The sequence below is a fragment of the Limnothrix sp. FACHB-406 genome (genome assembly GCF_014698235.1).
Lineage (GTDB): Bacteria > Cyanobacteriota > Cyanobacteriia > CACIAM-69d > CACIAM-69d > CACIAM-69d.
The window spans coordinates 300,233-325,483 of the sequence record NZ_JACJSP010000004.1; the positions used below are offsets into that span (position 1 = coordinate 300,233).

Sequence of the window (25,251 nt, forward strand, 5' to 3'; positions counted from 1 at the left end):
TCATGGCACGCGAAAAGTTTGAACGGACTAAACCTCACGTCAACATCGGGACGATCGGTCACGTTGACCACGGCAAAACGACCCTGACCGCTGCAATCACCATGTCGCTGGCGGCTCAAGGGAAGGCCAAGGCTCGTAACTACGCCGACATCGACTCCGCACCGGAAGAAAAAGCCCGTGGGATCACGATCAACACGGCTCACGTGGAATACGAGACCGAAGATCGTCACTACGCCCACGTGGACTGCCCTGGTCACGCGGACTACGTGAAGAACATGATCACCGGTGCTGCTCAAATGGACGGCGGCATCCTGGTGGTGTCGGCGGCTGACGGCCCCATGCCCCAAACCCGTGAGCACATCCTGCTGGCTCGTCAGGTGGGCGTGCCCAACCTGGTGGTTTTCCTGAACAAGGAAGACTTGGTGGATGATGCTGAACTGCTGGAGCTGGTTGAGCTGGAAGTCCGTGAACTGCTGAGCAGCTATGACTTCCCCGGCGACGACATCCCGATCGTGATTGGTTCGGCTGTGAAGGCTGTGGAAGCCCTGACCGCTAACCCCAAGATCGCTCGCGGCGAAAACGAGTGGGTTGACAAGATCCTGAAGCTGATGGATGAAGTGGATGCCTACGTGCCCACTCCTGAGCGTGATGTGGATCGTGACTTCCTGATGGCGGTGGAAGACGTGTTCTCGATTACGGGTCGTGGTACGGTTGCCACCGGCCGGATCGAGCGCGGTATCGTCAAGGTGGGCGACACGGTGGAAATCGTGGGTCTGAAGGACACCCGCAGCACCACTGTGACCGGCGTGGAAATGTTCAAGAAGTCCCTGGATCAAGGGATGGCTGGGGACAACGCTGGTTTGCTGTTGCGCGGTATCCAAAAGGAAGATATCGAGCGCGGCATGGTGCTGGCGAAGCCGAAGTCGATCAGCCCCCATACGCAATTCGAGGCTGAAGTGTACGTGTTGACCAAGGAAGAAGGCGGCCGCCACACCCCGTTCTTCGCTGGCTATCGTCCTCAGTTCTACGTGCGGACTACGGATGTGACCGGTCAAATCACGGCTTACACCGCTGACGACGGCTCGACCGTGGAAATGGTGATGCCCGGTGACCGGATCAAGATGACGGTTGAGTTGATCTGCCCGGTGGCAATCGAACAGGGGATGCGCTTCGCTATTCGCGAAGGCGGCCGGACGATTGGTGCTGGCGTGGTTGCCAAGATCGTTAAGTAGTTGTTGGTTCATCTGAGCTAGACACTGTAGGAACGCTGAATTCAGCGTTCCTACGGCTGTCTTCAGTCAAACCCTGAACCTTGAAAATTTGAGTCTTTACACCCCCTGAGTCTTTGAGTATGGCGACGATTCAGCAACAGAAAATCCGGATCCGCTTGCAAGCTTTCGATCGGAAGCTGTTGGATGCTTCCTGCGAAAAGATTGTGGATACGGCGAACCGCACGAGCGCAACGGCGGTGGGCCCGATTCCGCTGCCGACGAAGCGCAAGATCTATTGCGTGCTGCGTTCTCCCCACGTAGATAAGGATTCGCGTGAGCATTTTGAAACGCGCACTCACCGCCGTGTGGTTGATATTTATCAACCGTCGTCGAAAACGATCGATGCTTTGATGAAGCTCGATTTGCCGGCTGGTGTGGATATTGAAGTGAAGCTCTAGAGATTTTCAGTAGGGCGATTGATCGCCAATTATCCCTAGCAATTTCAATCAGCAATTACCAGCAACTGCCAGTAATTAAAAAAGTTGCCAGTGTTGCCAGTAATTAAACGCTGCGTTGGTTGAATTGCCCAGTGGGGGATTGAGTTTGTTACTCAAGCTAATGCTTCAGCGCCCGAGAGTTCATGTAACTCTTGGGCGTTTTGGATTGATTTTGGATTGAGCTTGGATTGATCTTGAAGCGACTAGGGCTGAGTGGCTTGATTGGCTTGAGCGACGGCCAGGGCGATCGCCTGGGGAAAAATCAAATGCTCTTGGGTTTGGATTCTGGCATGGAGCGTTTCGGCGCTGTCGGTGGGGTAAACAGGAACAGCAGCCTGCATCAGGATGGGGCCGCTGTCCACCTCTAGCTCCACGAAATGCACCGTGCAGCCAGTGATTCTGACTTGGGCGGCGAGGGCCTGTTCAACGGCTCGAATGCCGGGAAAGCTGGGCAACAGGCTGGGGTGAATGTTGATGGCCCGCTGGGGAAAGGCGTTGACGAGGGTTTCGGTGGCCCGCCGCATCCAACCGGCCATGGCAACCCATTCCACTCCAGCGGACTGGAGCGCTTGGACAACGGCAGCGTCAAACTGGTTGCGATCGGGGTATTGGCGATGGTCGAGGAGAACGGCGGTCACGCCCCAGCGGGCTGCCCGGGCGGCGACTTTGGCCCCGGGATTGTTGTAAACCAGCACTTTCACCTCTGCCCGTAAGCGGCCATCGGCGATCGCCTCCATGATGGTTTCAAAATTGCTGCCACTTCCTGAGGCCAATACACCCAGGGCGATCGGGGGCAGGTTTTGATAGAGCGCTAATAGGTCACCGGACAGTTGAGGGGAGACCAAGTTAGGCTCGGAAGCGCGATCGATCGGAGCCTCGGTCATAGTTCCAGCCATTGCGAAAAATCAGCACGATTGTAGGCTCCGCTTGCCCGAAAGGGAAGTGCTAGAATACGCGACTGCGAAACAAACTGGTGCTTTACGCGGCGCAGCGCAGGAGGTGTGCTGTTTATACTCGTCCTTTGGCTCGATTGATTGAGCAATTGCAACGGCTACCGGGCATTGGCCCCAAATCTGCCCAGCGGTTGGCGCTGTATCTGTTGAATCGCCCGGAAGCGGAAATTCAAACCCTGGCCCAAACGCTGCTGGATGCCAAGCAACAGGTGGGCCATTGCCAAGTTTGCTATCACCTCTCGGCGGAGCCGGTTTGCGAGGTTTGCAGCAACCCGAACCGCGATCAACAGACGATTTGCGTGGTGGCGGATTCGCGGGATCTGATTGCGATCGAGCGCACTCGTGAATATCGTGGGCGCTACCACGTTTTAGGCGGGGTCATTTCCCCCATGGATGGCATTGGCCCCGAAAGCCTGACGATTCAGCCCCTGGTGCAGCGGGTGCATCGCGAAAAGACCCATGAGGTAATTTTGGCGATCGGGCCCAGCATTGAAGGGGAAACTACCACCCTGTATCTATCCCAACTGCTCAAGCCCTTTACCAAGGTGACCAGAATTGCGTTTGGGTTGCCCGTGGGGGGTGAGTTGGAATATGCCGATGAGGTGACCTTGGCCAGGGCTTTGGAAGGGCGGCGCGAGGTGGAATAGTTTCTGATCATTACTGGTAATTACTGGGGTGATTACCTGGGCGATCGCTCGGGCTGGGGAGAGGGAGTCAGGTTTGCTGGATGCTTCTACTGCTAATTTGTTTCGATGCTTTTCTGAAGTTTCTCGCTCCCGATCGCGATCGGGAGGCTGAATTGAAACGTGCTGCCCTTGCCTAGCTCGCTGGTCACCTCCATTTCACCCCCCTGAAGCTCCACCAACCGCCGAGAAATGGATAGACCAATTCCCGCGCCAGTGGATTGGCGACCCTCATGGCGGCAACGACTGCGATCGGCCCGCCAAAATCGCTCAAACACATGGGGCAAATCTTCCTCAGAAATGCCTTCCCCCGTATCCGTGACCCCGACCCAAAGGGCGCGTTCATCCTTGGGGTTGGCCCAAAGGCGAATTGAGCCACAGGTGGTGTGGCGTAAGGCATTGCCCATCAGATTCAGCAACACCTGTTCCACCCGATCGGGGTCGGCAGCCACGAGCGGCAGCACAGCCGGACAATCCAAAATTAACTTTGGTTCGTCATCAAACACCTGATCGGCAATGCGGTTAATGATCGATTCCAAAAGCGGCCGCAGATCGATCGACTGCACATGAATTGGTAAATAACCTGTTTCTGCCCGTGATAGTTCTTGAGTGTCGCTCACCAGCCGCTCCAGTCGCTTGGTTTCGCGAATCAGGCGATCGAACAAATCCGGCGTGGGATCAATGCGCCCTTCACTCAGTTCTTCGAGATAGCCCCTTACCACCGTCAGCGGTGTGCGCAGTTCATGGGTCAGGTCGCTGATCAAATCCCGGCGGCGCTGCTCCGTGCCCTCTAAGCTCGTGGCCAAACGATTGAAACTACTGCCCAACTGATTTAGTTCTGGAATATCACTGGCTTGAATTCGGGCATCCAGTTCCCCCGAGGCAAACCGCACAGTCACCTCTTCCATGTGCTTCAGGGGCCGCGCAATCCGCAAAGCCGCCCAATAGCTAAAGGCTCCTGCCGCCGTGGCCCCAACCAGCGCTGACCAAAGGGTACTTTGCTGCAACACAAACCCAAAACTGTTCACCAGTTGGGTGCGGGCATAGCGCAACCGAAACCCCCGCACCTCCAGCTCATCCAGCTTCCAAACAAAGGTTTTGGGGGACGAGAACCAACCCACCAACGCAAAGCTACCGATGCTGAGGAAAACCACCAGCAGGTGGGATAGCAACAGGCGCGATCGCAAGTGGGGGCGAAGTTTGGTCAGGTCGGTGAGCAGGGAGTTCAAGGGCGATCGGGGGGGTGAGGGTGGATTGATGTGGCTACCGGCCCGGGAACAGGGGCAGCTCATTTCATTGTGCCAAGGTCGATCGGCTTCGTGGCCCCGATGACGTAAATCCCAAGGTCGATCGAGAGGTCGATCGAGAGGTCGATCGATCAAACGCTGGGCAATCGTGGGCATCGCTGGCTACGATCGAGCAATCATCCAACTTCTCACCACATCATCGAAACCGGCGATTCAACATGCCATTGCACAGGCGATGGGCAAGGTGACCATGAAACGACGCGGGCGGCGCTGGCCGCTTCAAACCTGGCAACGCTGGTTACTCACTGCCCTGGCAGAAATCTTGCTGGGCTTGTTGCTCTTTGCGATCGCGCCGTTCTTTCTCAATTCCCATTGGCCCCTCTTGGGGTTTGCGATTGTGTTGGGCGTGCCGATCGCCTGGGTTGGATCGCTGGGTTATGGCCTGTGGCGGTGGCTGGATGCTCGACGGGCCCGAACCCTGTTGGCGCAATACGATCCGGTCTATCGGCGGCTGCGAACGGTGCAATTACTGGCGATTTCTTCACGATCGGTGGAGGAGGCGATCGAAACATTGCAATTGCTCAATCAGGATGAAACCTATCGTGTCTTGAACCGATCGCCCTTAGATTTGTTGCAGCCTTTTCCTGATTGGGAAACTGATCATCAACGGCTGATTTCCCATGTTGCTGATCAGTCCCAAGCCGTTAAACCTACTCACCGATCGCCCTAATCACTGATCGCCCTAAAAAGATGGCTTAATGCAAGCTTTGTTTGAAATTAATTTTTGATTGATTTTTACCAACAACTTGATTGATTACCTACTGAATTCATGATTAATTCTTGATTAATAAATCCTTTACCTAAAATAATTGACACGCCATATCGCAAATGCCATGAAGCAACGGTTCGGTGGGCACTGCCCACCCTACGGGCTGGCAAGTGCTTCAAGACACTTTTCAGCCATTCTTTTAACTGATTTTTAATTGAAAGTGAGAGCGTCAACCATGAAAAAATTCCCAAAACGAGTCATCATCCAAACTTCGCTGCTTGCCCTGCTTACCTCAGCCCTTAACGCCTGTGGCATCATTCCTGGAACCAGCATCACCACCGTTGAGCCAGGGTATGCCGGCCTCAAAATTCAACTCTATGGTGGCAGCAAAGGAATTGATAAAGCTGAATTGGTTTCGGGGCGTGTTTGGTTTAATGGTTACACAGAAGAAATCGTTGTTTTTCCAACATTTGTCAATACCTATCCTTTCACCAAAGAAACAACGGAAGGCTCACCCGTTGATGAGTCGATCGTGTTTTCGGTGGCCGGTAGTCCCGTTTCGGCTGATGTGGGTCTATCGTTTGGTTTTTCTACGGAAGTAATTCCCAACACCACCAAAACCAGACTGCATGAGTTTTATGAAACCTATCGCAAAACTCCCGATCAATTTCGGGCGAATGAGCTGAGAAATGGATTGAGAAATTGTTTTTCGGAAGCGGCAGAAACCTTAGCCCTGACTCCTGTGCAAGTGCCCACCAGCCAGCAGCGATTAGTGGCAACGGTGCGGGCCTGTGTGCAACGACGCTTTCAGTTCATCACCGTTCAAGATGTGTCCCTTTTGGGGCCGTTGCGGCTGCCCCCAGACATTCAAAAAAGCATTAACGAACAGTTTGCGGCCCAACAGGCGGCCCAAACGGCTGAGGCCAATCGCCGCAAAGTGGAAGCAGAGGCGGCCTCCAATGTGGCGAGGGCCAAGGGAGAAGCGTTGGTGACGATCGAGCAGGCCCGGGCGGAGGCGGAGTCCAATCGCCTGCGGGCGGGTTCCATCACCCCGCAATTATTGGAGTTGGAGCGGTTGCGGGTGGAACGAACTCGCATTGAAAAGTGGAACGGTCAGCAAGCCCCAACCATCCAAACGCCCAATGTTCAAATCGGCGGCTCGGCGGCGGGTTCCAAGGCTCCCTAGATCTGGTGCTCAAGATCTGGTGCTCAAGATTTGGTGCTCAAGACCTGGCGCTAACTATGGGCGGGTTGGCCAAATGGCGACGGCGCAGGACAGCAAACCTCGATCGGGGCTTGGGTTTGGGGATGGCGGAAGGCGAGGGTTTGGGCATGGAGCCAATAGCCACAGTCGCCGGGCAGGGCGATCGCATCGGGATCCCTTGCGGCCTCCGGCGCGATCGGGGTCAGTTGCGGTTGCCCACCGGCCCCATAGAGTGGGTCGCCCACGAGGGGAAATCCGGCGGCGGCTAAATGAATCCGAATTTGGTGAGGACGGCCCGTGAGAATGGTGACTTCAACCAACATTTGGTCACGATCCCGCCGCAACACTTGGCAATCGCTGCGGGCAAAGGCTCCATCCGGGGTGACCCCGTAAAGATGCCCCAATTGGGGGTGGGGAATTTTGCCGATCGGCTGCTCAATCCGAAACCGATTCATGGGAGCGTTGCCCATTGCCAAAGCCCAGTAGACCTTATGCATTTGTCGATCGCGCATTTGTTGGGTCAGGTGCGATCGAGCCTGGGGCGATCGGGCCAACAACACCAAACCGGAAGTGCCGCGCCCCAGTCGGTGAATGGGCACAGGGCTGGATTGTGGATAGCGTTTTTGTAATTGCCGCAACAGGGTGTGTTCCAAGAAACCCCCCGCCGGCATCACGGGCAAGCCAGCGGGTTTCGCCACCACCAACAGATCGGCATCTTCATAGAGCACTGCAAAATCCAGGGGCACGGTTGGTTCCACCCAAGGAGGGCGATGGTAGGTTAACCGTTGTCCCGATCGCAGAATTTGCTGAGGACTGGCCGGGCCATCTTCAACCAAAATTTGACCCGCCAAAATTCGATCGCGCCAAGTCTGTTCCGTGGAGTGCCGATAGTTTTGGCTGTAGTAGGCCAAAAGGGTGAGGCCCGCCGCTGCGCGATCGACCCGATCTTGATAGACCCAGCCCTGATTGAGCTTGCCGGTTTCTCCCGCCATTCAGATATACAAACTCGGATATTCAAAGACGGTCGTTACTTTGGGGTGGCGACTGCGGAAAATGTGGCAGCTCCTCATTCAGGCAAACCCACGAAGCTGCGCTCGATGTCCAGATGTCCAACGCTGGATAAAAGTTACTTTGATCGTCAAGCGTCGTGAAGCGTATGGATGTGAAATCGGGCCTTGCTTCGCCGGTTGCGAATAAAGGGCTACCGCAATTTGGACAAAAGCTGCGAGTTGTTTGAGCACCACTAGAGGCGCGAACGGAGTACGTGCTTGGAGAACCCGTAACCCTAATGGACTTTGTAGAGACAACCACGCCAGATGCGAATGGCGCTCCGCTAGATTGCTGACAATCGCGACAATGGCAATTGAGCATCGCCATTGGTTGGCTAGAGCACTCGTAGCGTATAACACCGCACGCACAGCCACCTGAAAATGGAACGTTCATAAAAGCCTTTCCTCATTTATGTCTCATAGCGCTTTGAGGCTCAACTATGCATTAAACAACCCTCAAAGGCGCGATCCTCCAATCAGAATAATTCCACCAAAGGCGCAGAACGTCCCGATCGCCACTCGCAAAATTTGCTGGCGACCGGTCACCTCTCGAAATAACCACAGACCCCAAGCTGCATTCACCACGATCGCAAACTGAGTTAGGGGCATTCCCACCGCCATTCCGAGGTGATCGACCGCGAAAAAGCTGCCCACATTCGCCACATTCCAAAGCATTCCCGAGCAAACCAACGCCAACAGGCTCGATCGGGGCAACTGCCGCAACACCCGACCGCCCCGTTGCCCAGCCAACAGACTCGCTGTTCCCAAAATTCCAAGGGACATAGACGGCACAAAGGCGATCGGGCTTTGGGCCGCAAAGGCAAAGGGGACTGATTGCGATCCAAACAGCAACCCCACCACGCCACAAAGCCACCAGCCCTGATTCTGGATTTTGGGTCGGCGGCTGGGCTGCTGGCTCGATCGGTTAACCGGTGAATTGGTCGATCGAGTGTCTGGGGGTTGCGTTCCGGCCGGGCGATCGGGCCAATTCATCAGGGCAATTCCCGCCACCAGCAGCGCCACTCCCCCAACGGCCACCGGCAACAACACCGGCTCCCGAAAAAACAACGCTCCCCAAAGAAACGAAACCCCAATCCCGATCGTGGCCCACAGGGCCAACCCCCGCGCCAATCCCAAGGCCCGCACCACAAAAATAGAGCCGTAATTGCCCAAGGCCCAAATCACCCCCGCCAGCAGGCCCCAACCATTGGGAATCCAAGCGCCAGAGGCGATCGCCAACGGAATGGCTAACAGCACAATCCCGATCGCCATGCTCAGTTGCGCCGCCAAGGGATCCACCGTCGGTAGCCGCTTCACGGGCACTAGATACGACCCCCAAAACAGTGCCGCCACTGTTGCCCCCAACCAGCCCACGCCAGGGTGCGCCATCCCCACCGGGGCGATCGAACTAGCCGCCAGCGTTGCCGCCATCCATCCTGTAACGTCCAAAAGCCAAACTCTCCCGGTCAGCATTCCTAACCCGGAGATGATGGCACAGGCTAGGCCCAGGCCAAGCGCGGTTTTTCCAAAAAACAGCCTTTGCCCGCCAGGTCGCCAACCAGTAGCCGAAAATTAGCCGAAAATTAGCCGAAAATTAGCCGAAAATTAGCCGAAAAAAGGTGGGCGAGTTGACTTTGCTCAACTCACCCATGACCTACCGAACCAAATCCATATCCATTGCTCGATCGAACTGGCGGATGGAACTTCAGCCCAATTGAAAGGTTCACCCGCCAGTCTGATGGCTAGCGATTGCTAACAACTAGCAAGCGCTAGCCACCACCCACTTCAATCATCCGCCCATTCAATCATCTGCCTACTGTTGAGTGGCAACCCATGGCAGCATCACTTGAGCGGTCTAGCTATCTTGCTGACGACGGCGGGACACCAAGCCCAAAGCCGCAGCAGCAGCCAACGACAGCATCACCGAAGGCTCAGGCGTTGCCACCTTCGAGCCGGAAACACCACGAACCACAAACACCGTGTCGTTATAGTCCAGGTCACCGCCGGTCACGATGTCTTCAAAGCCCATCAGAGTCCAACCATCGCCCAGGTCATAGGCAATCATGTGTTGCAACTTGTCGCCGTTGCGGTTGGCATCAGCGCCCAAGAAGTTCCAAGTCCCGGTGCCATAAACCTGATCCGAAGTCATGCCGGCGTAGTTTTCGCCACGGCTGTAACCATCAGAGTTCAGGAAGAAGTCAATCACGCTGCCTTTGCTGAAGGATCCGAGGCTCACGCCTTGACCCCGCTTCAGGGGGCCATCAGCCTCAGCCAAAATCGACTCCTTGGAAGACACATCGTTGAAGACCGTGCTCAAAGGGCCATTGTTGGCGGAAAAGAGCAACTGGTTGCGATAACCTGCGCCTTCGTTGATGAAGTAAACTTCCAGCGAATCAGCAGCACCCGACCATTTCAGGCTGTTGGGGTTAATTTTTGAAAGTTCCAGCGCCGTAAATGCTTTGCGCTCCTGTTGGACGTAAGTATCAAATTGGGCCAACTGTTCGGGAGTTAGTTGCAACGCGCGAGCAGCGGAGGCAGACATGGTGCCGACGAGGGTAGCCGCTGCGAGGACAAAGCCTTTCCAAATAAAACCTTTCACGATTTAAATCCTCCTAGTCCTAATCCGAATGTTCTTGGTGAGCAGTGGTAGTTTTGCTGGAATCGCTTTTCCTGACAGCACCCTTGATGTCGATCGCGCCCACTTACCAAACCGGTGAATGATTTAGTCCGCTTGTTTTGCCTGGAAAAGCACGCGCTCTTTTGGGTTCTTGATTTACTTGTACTGTGTTTACGAAAGCCTGTCTAGCGTTTTTCTGGCTCTTGGCGGAATCTTTAATTGCAAGCTAGTTTTATGAAGCCTATTTAAAGTTTAAAGATTAAATAAAGATCAAATTTAAAAAGACTAAAAGTCTTTATGGGCAAAGCTTTTGGCGATTGAGAATTTGAGAAAGTTTAAATTATGGTGACCGTCATCACGGGAAGTTTTTGTCAGAAATCACGAAGCCTTTAGGCGAAAAATTGATAACTCTGTTCAGGTGATTCTGCAAAAGTTGCTCCAAAAATCACTCCAAATTACTCAAGATTTTTGATTGCGATTTCTGATGCCATTGTCCTCTTGGGACTGATGAGTTGTCGTGGCTTTTGTGGCCAAAGGGCTGTTGAACTATTTCGGCTTTCGAGGGGCACGAAGAGGTTAGTAATCCTAAATGAAACGTTTTAGCCCGTTTTTCGGCTAATTCGGCTGTTTAGTGCCGGTTGATGCTGGGCTATGTTGGTTTTTTGCGCTGGGGAGTTGCGCGGCTGGGGCGATCGAGGGTTGCGAGTTGCCCGATTCGATTAGGGCGATGGATTGAGGAACTGTTGATTAACCCCAGCGGCCGGCAACCCAGGAGGGGCCATTGGTTTGAGATAATGGGAGCCGCGATGCTTTGTGGTTGCGGGAGGGCTTGAAGGATGGTGTTGGCAAGCTGGCTACTGGCGGGGATTGTGGGAGCACAGGGCTTGCCACCCGGAACGCCTGCACCAAGTCCGAGTCCGAATCTACGGCCCCAAGAGGTGCGATCGCTCCCGGGACATTTGGATGCGGTGCCTGTGCTGAATAGCAACAGCCCGGAAATTGTCCAGCAAGCGGGAATTTTGCTCTCGACCTTTCCCCCTGCTGGGATGCGCAGTCCCGAGGCACACCTCAACCAGGTGTTTCAAGGGCGGTTTGATATTTTTGCCCACCACATTGCCAAAGCGGCGGCAACGGGGCCGGATGGGGCGATCGACCTGCGATCGCTCTATGTGGGAATTGTGCTGGGCAACGCGGATCCCAATCGATCGGCAACGGTGCGAGTTCTTCAGGGGGCCAGTTATCTCAGCCAGCCCGATGCGCCATTTATTGCGCTGCCGCCGATGGTGGATAACCCGATCGGCCAGGTCTACTCGGGCCCCGGCAGCCGAGCGGTGGATTGGGTGTTGCGCGGCCGCCGCCAAGCGGATTTGCCCGATCGGGTCACCATTCCCCCGGGCGAGACAGTTGTGCTGACCAGTTTGCCCATTCCGGTTCGATCGCTCAACCCACCCCTGAACGGTCGCTCAACCCTGCTGCGTCTGGACAGCGATCGCCCGGTTTATGCCGCCACCCTCGCCCGTTTTGCCCAGGCAACCCCCGATGGTGGAGAACAGCCCCCCACGGAAGCGGACTGGCGATCCACGCTCACCACCGGAACACTGTCAGGGCCGCGCGAACCGGTTCCCACAGCCCCCGGCGCACCGGGCCCCCTGCGCTATGGCCGGGTGGCCGGCGTGGCGATCGGGTCTCGTTGGCGCGCGATCGTTACCGATGGGCCCAACAACCCACGCCTCAGCATTCCCGCTCCCGGTGCAGCCTTTTCCTATGGTGTGAGCACCCTGGTTGCCGGTCGGTTGGGGACTGAGCAAGTGCAAACCGCCCCGATCGTGGCTCGCTACCCGGATACGGCCTGGGCCGCCCATGGCAACTACGGGATTGAATATGACCTCACCTTGCCCCTGCATAACCCCACAGCCCAACCGCAGACGGTGGCCATTGCCCTAGAAACGCCAGTGAAATTTGATGCGCCCGCGCCGGGGTTGCAGTTTTTCGATCCGTTACCCAACTCGGTCTTCTTTCGGGGAACCGTCCGCATTCGATATCCCGACGATCGGGGATTGCCACAAACGCGATATGTACATTTGGTGCAGCGCCGAGGAGAACCGGGTCAGCCCCTCGCGACGGTACAGTTGCCGCCCCAGGGCGATCGGCTCGTGCAAGTCAGCCTGATCTATCCCCCCGATGCCACCCCGCCCCAGGTTTTGACCTTGCAAACGCTCAGGAATCCATAACCTGAGTCAGGGATGATCCAGGGTATTTGGGGGCCATGATTTTTGTGGCTTCACTGGTTTTTCATTTTTGCGGTTTAGGATGCAATCAACCAAACCCCAAGCAGGATGACTCAGCCTGACATCATTTCCAGAGTCCCATCTAGCCCCAGCATCTAACTTTCCGCGCTCAGTGTTGTCATTTTCTTGGTGCGATCGAATCGATTGGTCTGAGTCAATTAAAAGGTTTTCTGTCTCCCTCGATTTTGAGCCACGCCAGCTACGGCGATCGAAAGATCAAAGCCAAGTCATCGATCAATTCGTCCTTCACCAATTGATTCTCTCTCTCAGCATTGATTATTCGACAATTATTCGATCCCAATTGCTAAATACTACAAACTACGATGACTAAATTATGATTGAGCAGTATGAAAGTTGGTGAATCGTCTTGATTGTGACGTTTTTGTGATTTCGAAATGATTTGACTGTCAAATAATTATCAAAGATCATCGGAAATCAAGAATTAAATTACTGAATCATCAAGCTTAAACTATCGAACAATGCTTATTTGTTTTCTTGATTGAAAATTGAAGGAATGATTGTACGAGGACTTTATTTTAATGAAAAATCTAAAATCTTCCTTTGAACTGAGTTTTCTTAAGAAATTTATCGCTATATTTTAAAATCAGGGTGCAGATCGATTCAAACACATTCAAACAGAAAAATATGTTTCCTTTAGATAGATAAGACTCAAGAAATTGCTCAACGATGGTCACCCTACCCAAAATTTGAGCGATCGCAGATTACACAGCAAAGATGAAAAACCAGTGAAACTGGCTGTAGTCTTTGATACTCGATCGCCCAGGATCTGCCTTGAAGTCGTTCCTTTAGGTGTCGAACCGTCTCATCAATTTCACGGACTGTCCCAAGAGTCCTTTACAAGTCCGCAACGAAGACAGTTTACTCAGTTCAGCGCTCTGGTGAAACCCGGGTCGTTGGTCAGGGTACGTTCAAGCTGTTGTGATATCGTCATGGCTTTTCATGGCCTTGAGATTGACCTTAAGCGGAAGACGTAAAGACGAAGAGTGAATGAATTGGTTGGCATTGAGTCATGATCAGAACTCAAAATGCATGGATCAATTTCATTCAAAGAATTTAAATTTTTCGAGAATTTTTCAATCAAGATTGTGAATTTTCAATCAAGATTGTGAATTTCCGAATACTCGTTCTGCCACAGTCTGGATGACCTTTCCTTGCTTGGTTTTCACGGTGAATTCGTGACCAATATCATGCGTTGGAACTGCCCATGACCCTTCTCTCGGCACAACTAGTCCATCATTAAATTTAGACGAGAGCGATCAAGTTCTCTCAAATTTATCAATCGTCCGGGGCATCTATTTATTTCCCCGTTAAAGGGATGCAAGACACATTGTTTTCTACCTTTCTGTGAGAGCTTCATGAGCACGCATCAATCAACACAATCGTCTGGGTTGACTACTCTGAGTATTTTTGCTGAGGGTTCATCATCGATGCAACGCCAAAGCAATGATCAAAATTGTGATTCGCAAGATCAACATTTTGATAGCTCATTGCAGTCCACCGATCGATCGATTGTTTTGTCTACGTCTTCTCAGTCACGCCAGCCCAACAACCTTGAATCCACCTTGGTTGTGATTGATGCAAGGGTAGAAGCGATCGACCAATTGATTCAGGGAGTGCAGCCCGGCACAAGGGTGCTGAAATTGGAGCCAACGGCGGCAGCTTGGGCCCAAGTGACCCAAGCCTTGGCTGAAAAACCGGTTCAACAACTCCATGTGATTGCTCACGGTCAACCGGGCTGGTTGCAGTTGGGCGATCGGGGGCTGTCCGTAGCAAATCTGTCTCGGGATGTGCAGGACTGGCTGCGTCGCTGGGCCCTGTTGCTGAGCGATCGAGCTGAAATCTTGCTCTATGGTTGCCGCACGGGGGCCGGCATCCTGGGGCAGCAACTGATTGAAACCCTGGCTCACCTGACCCAAGCGACCGTGGGTGCGGCCACCAGTCCGGTGGGATCGGCCGATCGGGGTGGGTCTTGGCGCTTGGATCGATCGACCGGGCCCCTGCAATCCCCAGTGCCCTTCACACAGCGGGCGATCGCCCAATATCCAGGCCTGTTAGCTCCCTGTATTCCCAACCAATTCCTTGGAATCGCCAACTTCGATGGTGTTGGCGGTATACAAAACGACCTGGTGAGGGTTGATCTAGCAACAGGTTTGGTTCAGCTTGAAAGAGCCAATGTCATCGGCGGCAGGGGTAGCGATGCTATTGCTAGAAAACCCGGCACAACTGAGATCTACATCCTTCCAAATCCTGTTCCTCAAGGATCGTCTGTCGGGGGGCCTATTCAAATCCTTGATTTGAACCCAACTCAAACCCCTAGCCCAGCATCCCTTCCAAACACGAGAACTTCTGGACGTTTGACCTTCGATGCTGCTGGAAACCTGATTGCTGGCAGCAATGAAACTATTGAGTTCATCAACTCAGCCACTGGAGCCACAACCAAAACCTTATCAGTAACAGGCCCGGATCCTGCCGATCCCAGTAAGCTAGGTCCTTTACCCACAACTGCTAGTGGTGACTTTGCTGTTACTCCCGATGGCTCGCTTCTAATAGTTTTGCGAAGCCCCAACGCATCTGGCCACATTTACAAAATTCCTGCTTCTGAGTTGAGCAAAACGTCCGACAGTCCTTCTGTGCCGGTGCCAGTTTCAGCACAACTCCTGACTAGAAGCAGTGTTCCCTTCTCAGGTTTAGCTCTGGGTTACGACGGCAACTTCTATGCCACCACTATCGCTGCAGATAGTGGTGGTGGGCTGTATCGAATTGACCCTAATTCGGGAGGAGCAAACCTGGTAGCCCGCACCCGGATTCCGGCGGGAACCGTGGTTAACGGTGTGGCCCTCACCACTGACCTGCCGATCAGCGTGGGCGACCTGGGAACGTTGCCGATCCAGCCGATCCAGCCCAACATTAATCTCACCAAAACCGATGGGCTAGAAGCAGTACTTCCCGGCAGCACCATCACCTACAGCATTACGATCTCCAACACCGGTGGCTGCGACATTACGGCCCCGTTCTTGCTGAATCTGTCCGATGCGCCCCCGGCAGAATTGCTCAGTCCCGTTTGGAATCCCAATGTGCTGGCTCCTCCCGGGATTGGCTTGGCGCTCAATGCTGGAGAAACGAAAACCTTCCAGGTGTCGGGTCGCCTCTCGGATACGGCCACTGGGGTGATTACCAACACGGCCCGAGTCTCCCTACCGGCTGGGCTTTTTGACCCGGATTTGGGGCCCCTCGACCCACAAGTGATTACGGCGACCGATGCGACTCGAGTGCTGGGTGGTGTGAATACACCGCCGACCCCGCGCAATTTGGTGTTGCCCTATAACCCCAATGGTTCCATTCCTTTGGCGGCGGTTGATCCCGATAGTGATCCGATTCGGGAATTTGTGATTACGGAAATTCCCCCGGGGAGTTCACTGTTTTTGCTCGATCCACTGACGGGGGCGAAGGTTTCCCTGTCGGCGGGGCAATCGATTCCGCCGGGCAATGTCGGCAACCTACGGTTTGAGTCACCCGATGGCAAAGGGTTCTTCAAGTACTCCGCAAGGGATGACAAGGGGAACCTGAGTCCAGATTCGGCAACGGTATTGTTCGATCGCCCGGAAATTATTGCCGAACCGCCGGTTCCCTTGAACGGGATCTTCAACGTGGTTCCCGGCTCGGCTACGGATTTGACCGAACCTCCCGAAAACGGCGTTGTCAAGTTTCGGCTGGGGGGACTGCCACCCACGGCGATCGACCCAAACAGCGATTCGATCAAGAATTACAACATCACCCGCCTACCGGCCTTGGGTGACTTGTACGTGGGCGATCCGTTCAATGGGGGACGCAAACTCACCAGCACAGGCCTCCTGACTCCGGAAGAATTCGGCAATCTGTTCTTTATCCCCCGGGCCGATTTCACGGGTAAGGACTTTCTGACCTTCGACGTGATTGATATCAAAGGCAATCGCAGCCTGATCAGTGGCACGATTTCCTTCATTGCGCCGCCGGGAATTTCGGTGGCCAGCACGCCGCCCACGCCGCCCACTCCGGTTAACACCGCTTTGGGAGATCTGCCCTTCTTCATCACCAGTTTTGCTGATGTGGCGGGTGTGGCCCCGAATTGCGGTTGTGTGGCCTCGCCGTTGGCGGCTTCCTGGCAAATTCCCAACCCTCTGATTGTGCCTGAGCTACCCGCGCTGGTGATTCCGCCGCCGCCCGAAACCGGCGGTAACCGGCTGCTGGGCACGCCGGGTAATGATGACTTGGTGGGCACAGCGTCCAACGATTTTGTGTCGGGGTTTGCAGGCAACGATCGCCTGCGGGGCGGCCCCGGTTCCGATGAACTGATTGGCGACCTGGGCAACGATTCCATTTTTGGTGGCTTGGGCAATCGCGCTGCGGTAGGTTCCGGGGTGGATGCCGATCGCCTCGGCGGGGGCGAGGGCAACGACCTGCTCAACGGCAATGAGGGTGATGATGTGATCTTTGGCGGCAATGGCCAAGACATCATCAATGGCGGCAAGGATAACGATATTCTGCTGGGCGACCGGGGCAGTGACATCCTGCGCGGCGACCAAGGAGCCGACACCATCATCGGCGGCCAGGGTCGCCCGGATAACCGGCCGGATCCGAGCGATCGGGACTTGATCTTTGGCAATACCGAAAATGACGTGATCAGCGCCAATGAAGGTGAAGATACGGTGTTTGGCGGCCAAGGGGATGACTACATTCGCGGCGGCAAGGAAGCCGACTTGCTGCACGGCGATCGGGGTAACGACATTCTGATCGGTGACTTGGGCAACGACACCCTGATCGGTGGAACCGGTGTGCGCCTCATTACCGATCCCAACGGCCAAGACCTGTTGTTTGGCTTGGGCGGCGATGACCTGCTCTATGGCAACGAAGGTCAAGACACCCTTTCCGGGGGCGATGGCAAGGACACGGCCTTTGGCGGCCGGGACAATGATTTGATCCTGGGCGATTTGGGCAATGACGTGCTCTACGGTGACCTGGGCAACGACACCCTATTGGGCAGCGGTGGCAGCAATGTCCCGATCGGGGGCGGCACGGACGATGACCTGCTCTATGGCGGTCGTGGCCAAGACAACCTGAACGGTGGTCAGGGTCAAGACACCATTTACGCCGGTCAAGAGGATGACTTGGTGTATGGCGGTAAGGACAACGATTTGCTCTATGGCGATAAGGGCAATGATGTGCTGTCCGGTGACCTGGGCAACGACACCCTGATTGGTGGCAACAACAACACGCGGGATCCCGATCGCACCGGCAACGATCTGCTGTTGGGCGGCGGCAATGAAGACTTGCTGTTGGGCAACGATGGCAATGACAGCCTGGCGGGCGAAGATGGCAACGATACGGCCCGGGGTGGTCAGGGGAATGACTACCTCTGGGGAGGGGCTGGATTGGATTTGTTGATGGGCGATCGGGGCAACGACACCCTCTGCGGTGAAGCAGGCAACGATACCCTCTACGGCAACAATCCCGATCGGCCCCAGTCCGTTAGCACGGGTTCCGATAACGATGTGTTGTCCGGTAACGCCGGGAATGACTTGCTCTTTGGCAACGATGGCGATGACCAACTGGATGGTTGCGAGGATGACGACACCCTTTTTGGGGGCAAGGGGAACGACACCCTCACGGGCAGTGCGGGCAATGACGTGCTTTCCGGCGATCAAGGGGATGACGTGCTCTTTGGTGGCGAGGGAATCGATACCTTTGTGATCGGTCTCAATCGCGGTCTGGACATCATTTCCGACTACTTCGCTAACAATGACCGAATTGCTCTGGCTGGTGGGTTGCGATTTACCGATTTGTCCTTTGTTGAAGAGGGCAACTCGATCCTGGTGCGAGCCGGTGAGACCCCGATCGCCCGTCTCCAGGGCATTCCCGCCTTGCAATTCGTGAATAGCCAGGACTTCATCTCGGTCTAGATCGAAGCCTAGATCAAATCGGTCTAGGGCACGCGATCGGTGGGCAGTCGTTGGCCGCAACCACTACCCACCGACAGCGGTGGAACTGGCCGGGTGGTTGGGGGATGGCAGGGCGATCGGGTTAGGCTCGTGGCGGTTGACCCCTCCTGAGCCGATCGTGTCCCTCCGACTCCCTTTATGGCTGACCTTGCTCCGCAACACCGCGACCACCTGCTAACCATTGAATTGGCTGTCCGCACCTCTGACCCCCGACTTTTGGAGGGGTTGGAGGTGTGGTTGCGTTTGGGGTTGGTGTCGGAAGATTGGGTGCGCGAAGTGGCCAGCACTTGGCTCACCTGTCCATTGCCCGCCATTGCTCGATCGCCCGTTGCTCCCGTTCCCAGCTCCTCCCCCCAACCCGCCACCCAGTCCTCCGGTCGGCTGCGGGCCATTACGGCGGAGCTGAGCGTGGTTTGGTTGCTGCTGTTGGGGGCGTTTTTGGTGGTGGTGTCCTCTGCCTGGTTGGCGGCCAGCTTTTGGAGCCAAGTGGGAGGCGTGGGGCAATATGGCATCTTGCTGCTGTACACGATCTTGTTTTGGGGGGCTGCCCTCTGGACCGATCGCCAGGCCCGATTGCGCCTAACGGGCCAAACCCTACGCGCCCTGGTGACCCTGCTGTTGCCGGTGAATGCCTGGGCCGCCGATGGTTTGGGGTTGCCCCTGTGGGGCTGGTTTGGAGCGGGCGCACTGTGGTTGATGATTGCCTGGACGATGGTGAGTCGGCGATCGGTTGCCCTCTTGATCCTGTTGGCCTGTGGATTGCATTGGAACTGGCCATCGGGCCAAGCTTGGGCTGGGGTGACGATTTGCGCGGGGTTCATTGCCCTGGCGGCCGCCTGGCCTGGCCGGTGGCAACTGCGATCGCGCCATCATCGGGCCCTGATGGCCGGTTCACTGCTGATTTTGTTGTTGCGGGCCCTGGCCACCCAGATTGCCAGCCTGGCCGATGTGGCGTTGGTGATGGTGGTGTCTGGGTTGCTGGTGATTTTGGATGCTCGCGAGGCGACCCGGGCCAAGGTGGGGCTGAATGGGTTTGGCTGGTTGCTGGTGGGCTTGGGTTGGTTGCTGGGGCAGACGGATGCCACGGCTCCTTGGCAGCAATTAACCTTGGCCCTGATTGCGGGAGGTCTGTTGTGGGAACGGTTGCAGCGATCGGGGCGGAAAGCGGATCTGTTGGGCTTAACCCTGGTGATGGCGGGAGCTTGCCGGGGAACCGCGGCCCTGTTGCCCGATGATTGGCGATCGAGTCTCTGGGTTGCGGCCCAATCCCTGCTGGAACTGCGGCAACCGGAACAGGTTTTGGGGTTGCTGTGGTTGCCTTACCCGATCGTGCCGGGGGGGCTGGCGATCGCCCAGCAGCGACGCGATCGCCCCGATTTGGCGAAATTTGGTTTGGGCCTAGCGCTGGGAATCCTGTTGTTGCTCAATGCCTATGCCCTGGCCCTCTGGCCCCATAACCTGCGGCTTTTGCCCCTCAGCTTGCTCACCACCGCCAGCTTCGGCCTGGTTGCCAGTCGATCGCCCTTGGGATCCCTGCTGCCTCAAGTCCTGGCCAACTGCACCCTCACGGCCGCTCTGGCCGCTGTTTATGCCCTGGCCCGGTTTGGCTTGCCCACCACCAGCGCCCCGATCGGTTGGGGGCAGGTGGGCATTGGAGCCACCCTGGTTTTGTGGAGTTTGGTGGCGATCGGGGGCGATCGTTCCCCTTGGCAACCTTGGGTGAAAACCAGTTGGTGGCTGGGTCTTGGCCTGGCGGGTTTGAGCCTGGTGCAACTGACCCATGGGGTTTGGGAAACCGTCCCTGCACAGGTGGCGACCTCGGGCTTGCTCAGTTGGTTGGCGATTCCGCTGGCCCTGTTGGGGTTAGCAGCGATCGGGCCCGAAAGGTTCCGCAAAGCTGCCAAGGGCCTAGGGGCCGGAGGATTGGTCTTGGCCCAATCCCTGGCCATTTACTCACCCCAGTCCCTCGCTCTGTCCCTAGGTGTGGCCGGGTTGGCCTTGGGGGCCAGCTCCCTGCTGCCTGGGTTTCGACAAGGGTGGGTGGCCCTGATGGCCGTGACCTTTGGTTGGTTGTCCTTATCCGCCTTGACCGGGGCCGGCGTGGGGTCTTGGAGCGGCCTGGCCTTTGGCCCTTGGGTGACGTTGCAAAGTGGTCTTTTGGTTGTGGCTTGGGGGCTGTGGTGGTTGGCGGTGGGGCGATCGAGTCCGCTGCTGCGTCTCTATGGCCAAGCTCTCGATCGCTGGGCCACAGCGGTGAGTTGGTTGCTGTTGCCCTTTACGGCTCTGCGGCTGTTGGTGTTGGCCCTGGACGGAGATCAGCCCCAGGCGCGTTGGGAAGGGTGGGTGATTGGGCTGCTATTGGGGGTGATCGGGTTTCGGTTGCTCACCAGTCGGCGGGCCGGTCGGCCCGCTGCCATTCCGGGGTTACTCTGGGCGGGAGCCGCAGCCTTGGAATTGGCGACGGCGGAAACCCTTCGCCAACTGAACGGCTCCCTCAGCCACTATGCGGTGGCGACGCTTGGGCTGGGGTTCATCTGCCTGTTTGCGACAGAGCGGTTGGGGCGACAGTTCCCCAGCCGTCGGTGGTTGCCCTTGGGCTATGGCCTGTTAACCCTGTTGTGGCGATCGAGCTATTGGGATAGTTGGACGGGCTTGCTGATGGTGGGGGTGGCGCTCATTGGTTTGCGGGTGGCCGCCCGATCGCCCCATCAACGCTGGCTGAGTTACAGTTCCCTGGCGATCGCCTCCTGGGGTTGGGGTGAATTAGCTTTCTTTTGGACGGGTCATTGGTTGCCCGCCGGAACCACAACCGATGCCCTGGTGTTGTTTGCCGTCGTGGCAGGATTCCTGGCTTGGTTTTATGACCTCGGACGCGATCGATGGGGGCGATCGCTCTTTGCTCTCAATGGCCGCACGCTGGCCTGGACAGCCCATGGCCACTGGCTGGTGGGCACTGGGTTTTCGGGCTTGCTGTGGCTGACGGCGGGCCCCACCCACGGCCCCTTGGCCTGGGCAGCCTTGGGATTGTTGGTGGCCTATCCCTGGGTTCAGGGGTGGCGCACCTCGGGCCTGTGGGTGGATCTGGCGGCTTTGCAAACGATCGCCTGGATCAGTTGGGGCCGCGCTTGGTTGCCTGGCTGGGCCGCCTTTGACCCCCATTGGGCTGTTCTGGCGGCCTTCAGCGCGATCGGGCTGGCGGTTTTGGGCCAAACCCGCTCCCAAAAAATCGCCTGGGAACGGGTTGCCCTTTGGTTGCCCGCCAGCATGAGCCTCTTACTGGCCGGGTCGATCGCCCCGCCCGCGCTGATGGTGGTGGCCGCCAGTTATGGTGCGTTGGCGGCCCTGTTGCGCCGTCGCCGGTTGTATTACCTGGGGCTGCTGTTTGCCACCTGGTCGATTTGGCGGAGTCTGTGGCTGGCCGGTTCCATGGAAGCCCTGCTCTATGTGGGGCCCTTGGGCAGCAGCTTAATTTTGGCGGCGGAAATTGACCCCGCTTGGCAGGGGGCCAAGGGCCGGCCCCTGCGCCACGGCCTGCGATTGGCCGGCACGGGAATCATTGCTTGGGCGGCCTTCGCACAGCACAGCACCGATTGGGTGAGTCTGGTGTTGGCCCTCGGGGCGATCGGGACTGGCATTTTTTGGCAAGTGCGCGCCTACCTGCTGATGGGATCCCTGTTGCTGGGAGCCGCCACCTTGGCCAATTTTGTGGAGCTGAATGCCCGGTGGTCGTTCCTGAAATGGTTGGTGGGGCTGGCGTTGGGCACGGGAATGATCTGGCTGGCGGCCACCTTTGAAACCCAGCGCGATCGAGCCAGGGCCCTGTTACAGCGTTGGTCAGACGACCTCGATCGCTGGGATTAGGAATGGTGCTGAGACCTAGGCCGATCCAAAGGCTCGATGCCTAAACAAAAGCCGCCCTGCTCGGGCGGCCAGTGACCAATGGGGCAATGGGGTCTTTAGCAATCAGCCCTAGCGCGAAGTGAGCAGGCGCGGGCCTTCCACCGCCACGCGATACTGTTCCACCTTGTCGTTGTATTCAATGGGCAGCACCGCCACCACATTCTCGTGGGGACGCGGGATGATCACCCACGATTCCACCACGCCGCCGAAGACGTTTTCGGCCGCCGCGATGCCCGCTTCAACAGATTGTTTAACTTCAGCCACTTCGCCGCGCACATTAACGGTGAAGCGAGCGCTGCCCACGCGGATGTAGCCAACGAGGGTGACGCGCCCGGCCTTAACCATTGCATCGGCTGCGGCCAAGACGGCGGGGAAGCCTTTGGTTTCGATCGAGCCTACCGCTTGGGCCATGGGGCGCTCTCCTGTGAAAAGCCTAGCTAAATGAAAACAATGGGTTGCAAGAGTTGCAAGCTATGGAACCACTTCAACTGGCAGCGGTCACAACCAATTGCCCAGCGCAAATTCAATTGCCCAGCGCGAATTGCCGAACACAAACAGCGCCCGGAGTTGTGACGCGGGGTTGAGCGTCCACGCAACATTGTACGGGCGATTGGCGATCGCGGCGCTGGGTGTTTGGACTTCTTTGGGAATCTGGGGGCGATCGCCCGATTGAATCTTGCAATCGCAGTGATTTTTGATCCTAATCAGCGCCCCCTTGGCCGGGGCCCAAAAGGGGATCGGGCCATGGGGCGAAAGTTCAAGGCCATGCTAGGGTGCGAGAAGCGATCGCAGCGCAGCAAGGGATTGGAGGAGAATGGCGACGTTTGCAGACATCACCAACCACTGGGCCCAAGCCTTCATCGCGGCCCTGGCCGATCGAGGGTTGATTAGTGGATTTCCCGATGGATCCTTCCAACCGGATCGCCCCTTAACTCGGGCCCAATTCGCGGCCTTGCTGGTGCGATCGGTCGATCGGCCCTCCGTGCGATCGCCCCGCAGCTTTCGGGATGTGGCCGCTAACCATTGGGCCCGAGCTGCAATTCAGCAGGCTTGGGAACGGGGTTTGCTCAGTGGCTACCCGGACGGTTCCTTTCGCCCCGATGCCACGATCGTGCGGGCCGATGTGTTGGTGGCCTTGGTGAATGGGTTGGGCTTAACCGGCGGCGAAACCTTGGATCTGAGCCGTTTTTTTGATGATGCCGGAGCGATCGCAATCTATGCCCGACAGCCGGTGCAGCGAGCCTTGCACCGTCGCTTGGTGGCGAATTTTCCCAACTTGCGGCAACTGCGCCCCAGCCAAGCCAGCAGCCGGGCAGAAGTGGCCACCATGCTCTATCAAGCCCTGGTGGCCGATCGCAATTTCCCCACGATCGACTCGCCCTACTTGGTGGAACCCGGAGAGCCGCCGCCCCAGTTGGTGAATCTGTCCCATCGACGGGAATTGCGAGCCGCTTGGATTGCCAGTGTGTGGAATGTGAATTGGCCGTCCAAGGCGGGCCTGTCCAGCGCCCAACAGCAGGCGGAATTGGTGACCCTGCTCGATCGAGCGGCGGCGGCCCGTTTAAATGCCATCTTCCTGCAAATTCGCCCGGAAGGAGACGCGCTTTACGACTCCAGCATTGAGCCTTGGAGCCGGTGGTTAACAGGAACCCAGGGCCGCGCACCCAATCCTTACTATGACCCGCTGGCCTTCGCGATCGAGCAATGCCGCCAACGCAACCTGGAACTCCACGCTTGGTTCAATCCCTACCGGGCCCGCACCTCCCTCAACGCCCCGATCGGCACCGGGAACCACGTGGAAGCTGTTTACCCCAACGCCGTTTACACCTACGGCACGCAGCGCTGGATGGATCCGGGCCTGCCCGAGGTGCAAAACCGAGCCGTAGACGTGGTGTTGGATGTGGTGCGGCGCTACGACATCGACGGCATTCACCTAGATGACTATTTCTATCCCTATCCCGTGGAGGGGCAAGAGTTTCCTGATCGCCAAACCTACTGGTCTTGGGGGGGTGGCAAAACCTTGGCCGATTGGCGGCGCGACAACGTAAACAAGCTGGTGAAGCGGTTGTCGGAACAGATTCGATCGGTCAAACCCTGGGTCAAATTCGGCATCAGCCCCTTTGGCATCTATCGCCCCGGAGAACCGGCGGGCATTGTGGGACTGGATCAGTACGATCGCCTGTTTGCCGATCCCAAATGGTGGCTCAAGGCCGGCTGGTTAGATTACGTTGCGCCTCAACTCTATTGGCGGATTGATCAAACGGCCCAAAGTTACCGCACCCTGCTGAACTGGTGGGTGCAAATTGCCAACGGGGCCCATGTTTACCCCGGCAATAACTTGGACAAATTGGGCAGCAGCAGCGCTTGGTCAGTGGCCGAATTTGAGCAGCAAATTACCCTCACGCGGGAACTGGCGGCCCAGCGGGCCTTGGGAAATGCGTTCTATAACATTGAGCCGATCGCGGAAAACCGCCAGGGATTTGCTGACCAACTGCGCCAGGAACTCTATGCCCAACCAGCCTTGCCGCCGATTTTGAGGGCCACCGGCAACCCGCCGAGTCCGCCCACGGGGGTGAGGGTCAATGGTGGAGAACTCACTTGGGCTGCGGGTGGCGAAGGGTTGCGTGGTTGGGCCCTTTATCGACAACAGGGCAACAGTTGGACGCTCGATCGCCTGTTGGCGGCCGGAGCGCGATCGCTCGCCTTGGGGGCCGGAACCTATGCCCTCTGCGCCGTGGATCGATCGGCCCGTGAAAGCCAAGGGGTGGTGGTGACCCTGCGATGAGGCAGGTTGTCGGTTAACGTTGGCCCAAAAACCTGGACTAACCGGGGCCGCC

16 protein-coding genes are annotated in these 25,251 nt (G+C 56.7%); 9 read left to right on the forward strand and 7 right to left on the reverse strand.

The genetic code is table 11. From position 1 onward, the window contains the following. Positions 1-2 precede the first annotated feature (2 nt). Positions 3-1,232: an elongation factor Tu gene (tuf, locus tag H6G53_RS06535; protein WP_099532979.1), complete on the forward strand. Its 1,230-nt coding sequence runs from the start codon at positions 3-5 to the stop codon at positions 1,230-1,232. Positions 1,233-1,351: 119 nt separating this feature from the next. After that, positions 1,352-1,669 (forward strand): 30S ribosomal protein S10, encoded by a 318-nt coding sequence (gene rpsJ, locus H6G53_RS06540; RefSeq protein ID WP_099532978.1) that lies wholly within the window; start codon positions 1,352-1,354, stop codon positions 1,667-1,669. Positions 1,670-1,911: 242 nt separating this feature from the next. On the opposite strand, the gene purN is transcribed toward rpsJ, so the two are convergent. After that, on the reverse strand, positions 1,912-2,604 hold the full coding sequence (gene purN / locus H6G53_RS06545; RefSeq protein WP_242026116.1) for a phosphoribosylglycinamide formyltransferase: 693 nt from the start codon (positions 2,602-2,604) through the stop codon (positions 1,912-1,914). 77 nt (positions 2,605-2,681) lie between these two features. Here purN and recR point away from each other — a divergent pair, with 77 nt between their 5' ends. Then, complete coding sequence (recR, locus tag H6G53_RS06550) at positions 2,682-3,308, forward strand: recombination mediator RecR (protein WP_190531562.1); 627 nt, start codon at positions 2,682-2,684, stop codon at positions 3,306-3,308. A gap of 92 nt (positions 3,309-3,400) precedes the next feature. Here recR and H6G53_RS06555 read toward each other — a convergent pair whose 3' ends face one another. Further along, positions 3,401-4,747, reverse strand: coding sequence for a cell wall metabolism sensor histidine kinase WalK (locus H6G53_RS06555; RefSeq protein WP_242026117.1), 1,347 nt, complete (start codon positions 4,745-4,747; stop codon positions 3,401-3,403). A 94-nt stretch (positions 4,748-4,841) separates the two neighbouring features. On the opposite strand from H6G53_RS06555, the gene H6G53_RS06560 reads away from it, so the two are divergent. Next, positions 4,842-5,321 (forward strand): hypothetical protein, encoded by a 480-nt coding sequence (locus H6G53_RS06560; protein WP_190531564.1) that lies wholly within the window; start codon positions 4,842-4,844, stop codon positions 5,319-5,321. Between the two features lie 274 nt (positions 5,322-5,595). After that, positions 5,596-6,546: an SPFH domain-containing protein gene (locus tag H6G53_RS06565; protein WP_099532974.1), complete on the forward strand. Its 951-nt coding sequence runs from the start codon at positions 5,596-5,598 to the stop codon at positions 6,544-6,546. 50 nt (positions 6,547-6,596) lie between these two features. On the opposite strand, the gene H6G53_RS06570 is transcribed toward H6G53_RS06565, so the two are convergent. The 4 genes from H6G53_RS06570 to H6G53_RS06585 form a co-directional block, all read right to left on the reverse strand. Beyond that, positions 6,597-7,556, reverse strand: a complete 960-nt coding sequence (locus H6G53_RS06570; RefSeq protein ID WP_190531566.1) for an RluA family pseudouridine synthase — start codon at positions 7,554-7,556, stop codon at positions 6,597-6,599. Positions 7,557-7,578: 22 nt separating this feature from the next. Next, positions 7,579-8,007 (reverse strand): GFA family protein, encoded by a 429-nt coding sequence (locus tag H6G53_RS19185; protein WP_099532972.1) that lies wholly within the window; start codon positions 8,005-8,007, stop codon positions 7,579-7,581. Between the two features lie 62 nt (positions 8,008-8,069). Further along, complete coding sequence (locus tag H6G53_RS06580; protein WP_190531568.1) at positions 8,070-9,062, reverse strand: GRP family sugar transporter; 993 nt, start codon at positions 9,060-9,062, stop codon at positions 8,070-8,072. Positions 9,063-9,468: 406 nt separating this feature from the next. Beyond that, positions 9,469-10,155, reverse strand: coding sequence for a DUF4114 domain-containing protein (locus H6G53_RS06585; protein WP_190531570.1), 687 nt, complete (start codon positions 10,153-10,155; stop codon positions 9,469-9,471). 911 nt (positions 10,156-11,066) lie between these two features. Between H6G53_RS06585 and H6G53_RS06590 the strand changes: the two genes are divergently transcribed. The 3 genes from H6G53_RS06590 to H6G53_RS06600 all read left to right on the forward strand — a co-directional run bounded on the left by H6G53_RS06590 (position 11,067) and on the right by H6G53_RS06600 (position 22,375). Continuing rightward, positions 11,067-12,461 (forward strand): DUF3370 domain-containing protein, encoded by a 1,395-nt coding sequence (locus H6G53_RS06590; RefSeq protein WP_190531572.1) that lies wholly within the window; start codon positions 11,067-11,069, stop codon positions 12,459-12,461. Positions 12,462-14,053: 1,592 nt separating this feature from the next. Further along, a complete protein-coding gene (locus H6G53_RS06595; RefSeq protein ID WP_190531574.1) occupies positions 14,054-18,475 on the forward strand; it encodes a DUF4347 domain-containing protein in 4,422 nt (1,473 codons plus the stop codon). Between the two features lie 177 nt (positions 18,476-18,652). After that, positions 18,653-22,375, forward strand: a complete 3,723-nt coding sequence (locus H6G53_RS06600; RefSeq protein WP_190531576.1) for a hypothetical protein — start codon at positions 18,653-18,655, stop codon at positions 22,373-22,375. A gap of 108 nt (positions 22,376-22,483) precedes the next feature. Here the strand turns inward: H6G53_RS06600 and H6G53_RS06605 are convergent, their stop codons facing one another. Next, positions 22,484-22,825: a carbon dioxide-concentrating mechanism protein CcmK gene (locus H6G53_RS06605; protein WP_099532966.1), complete on the reverse strand. Its 342-nt coding sequence runs from the start codon at positions 22,823-22,825 to the stop codon at positions 22,484-22,486. Positions 22,826-23,228: 403 nt separating this feature from the next. On the opposite strand from H6G53_RS06605, the gene H6G53_RS06610 reads away from it, so the two are divergent. After that, complete coding sequence (locus H6G53_RS06610) at positions 23,229-25,199, forward strand: family 10 glycosylhydrolase (protein ID WP_190531578.1); 1,971 nt, start codon at positions 23,229-23,231, stop codon at positions 25,197-25,199. Positions 25,200-25,251 lie beyond the last annotated feature (52 nt).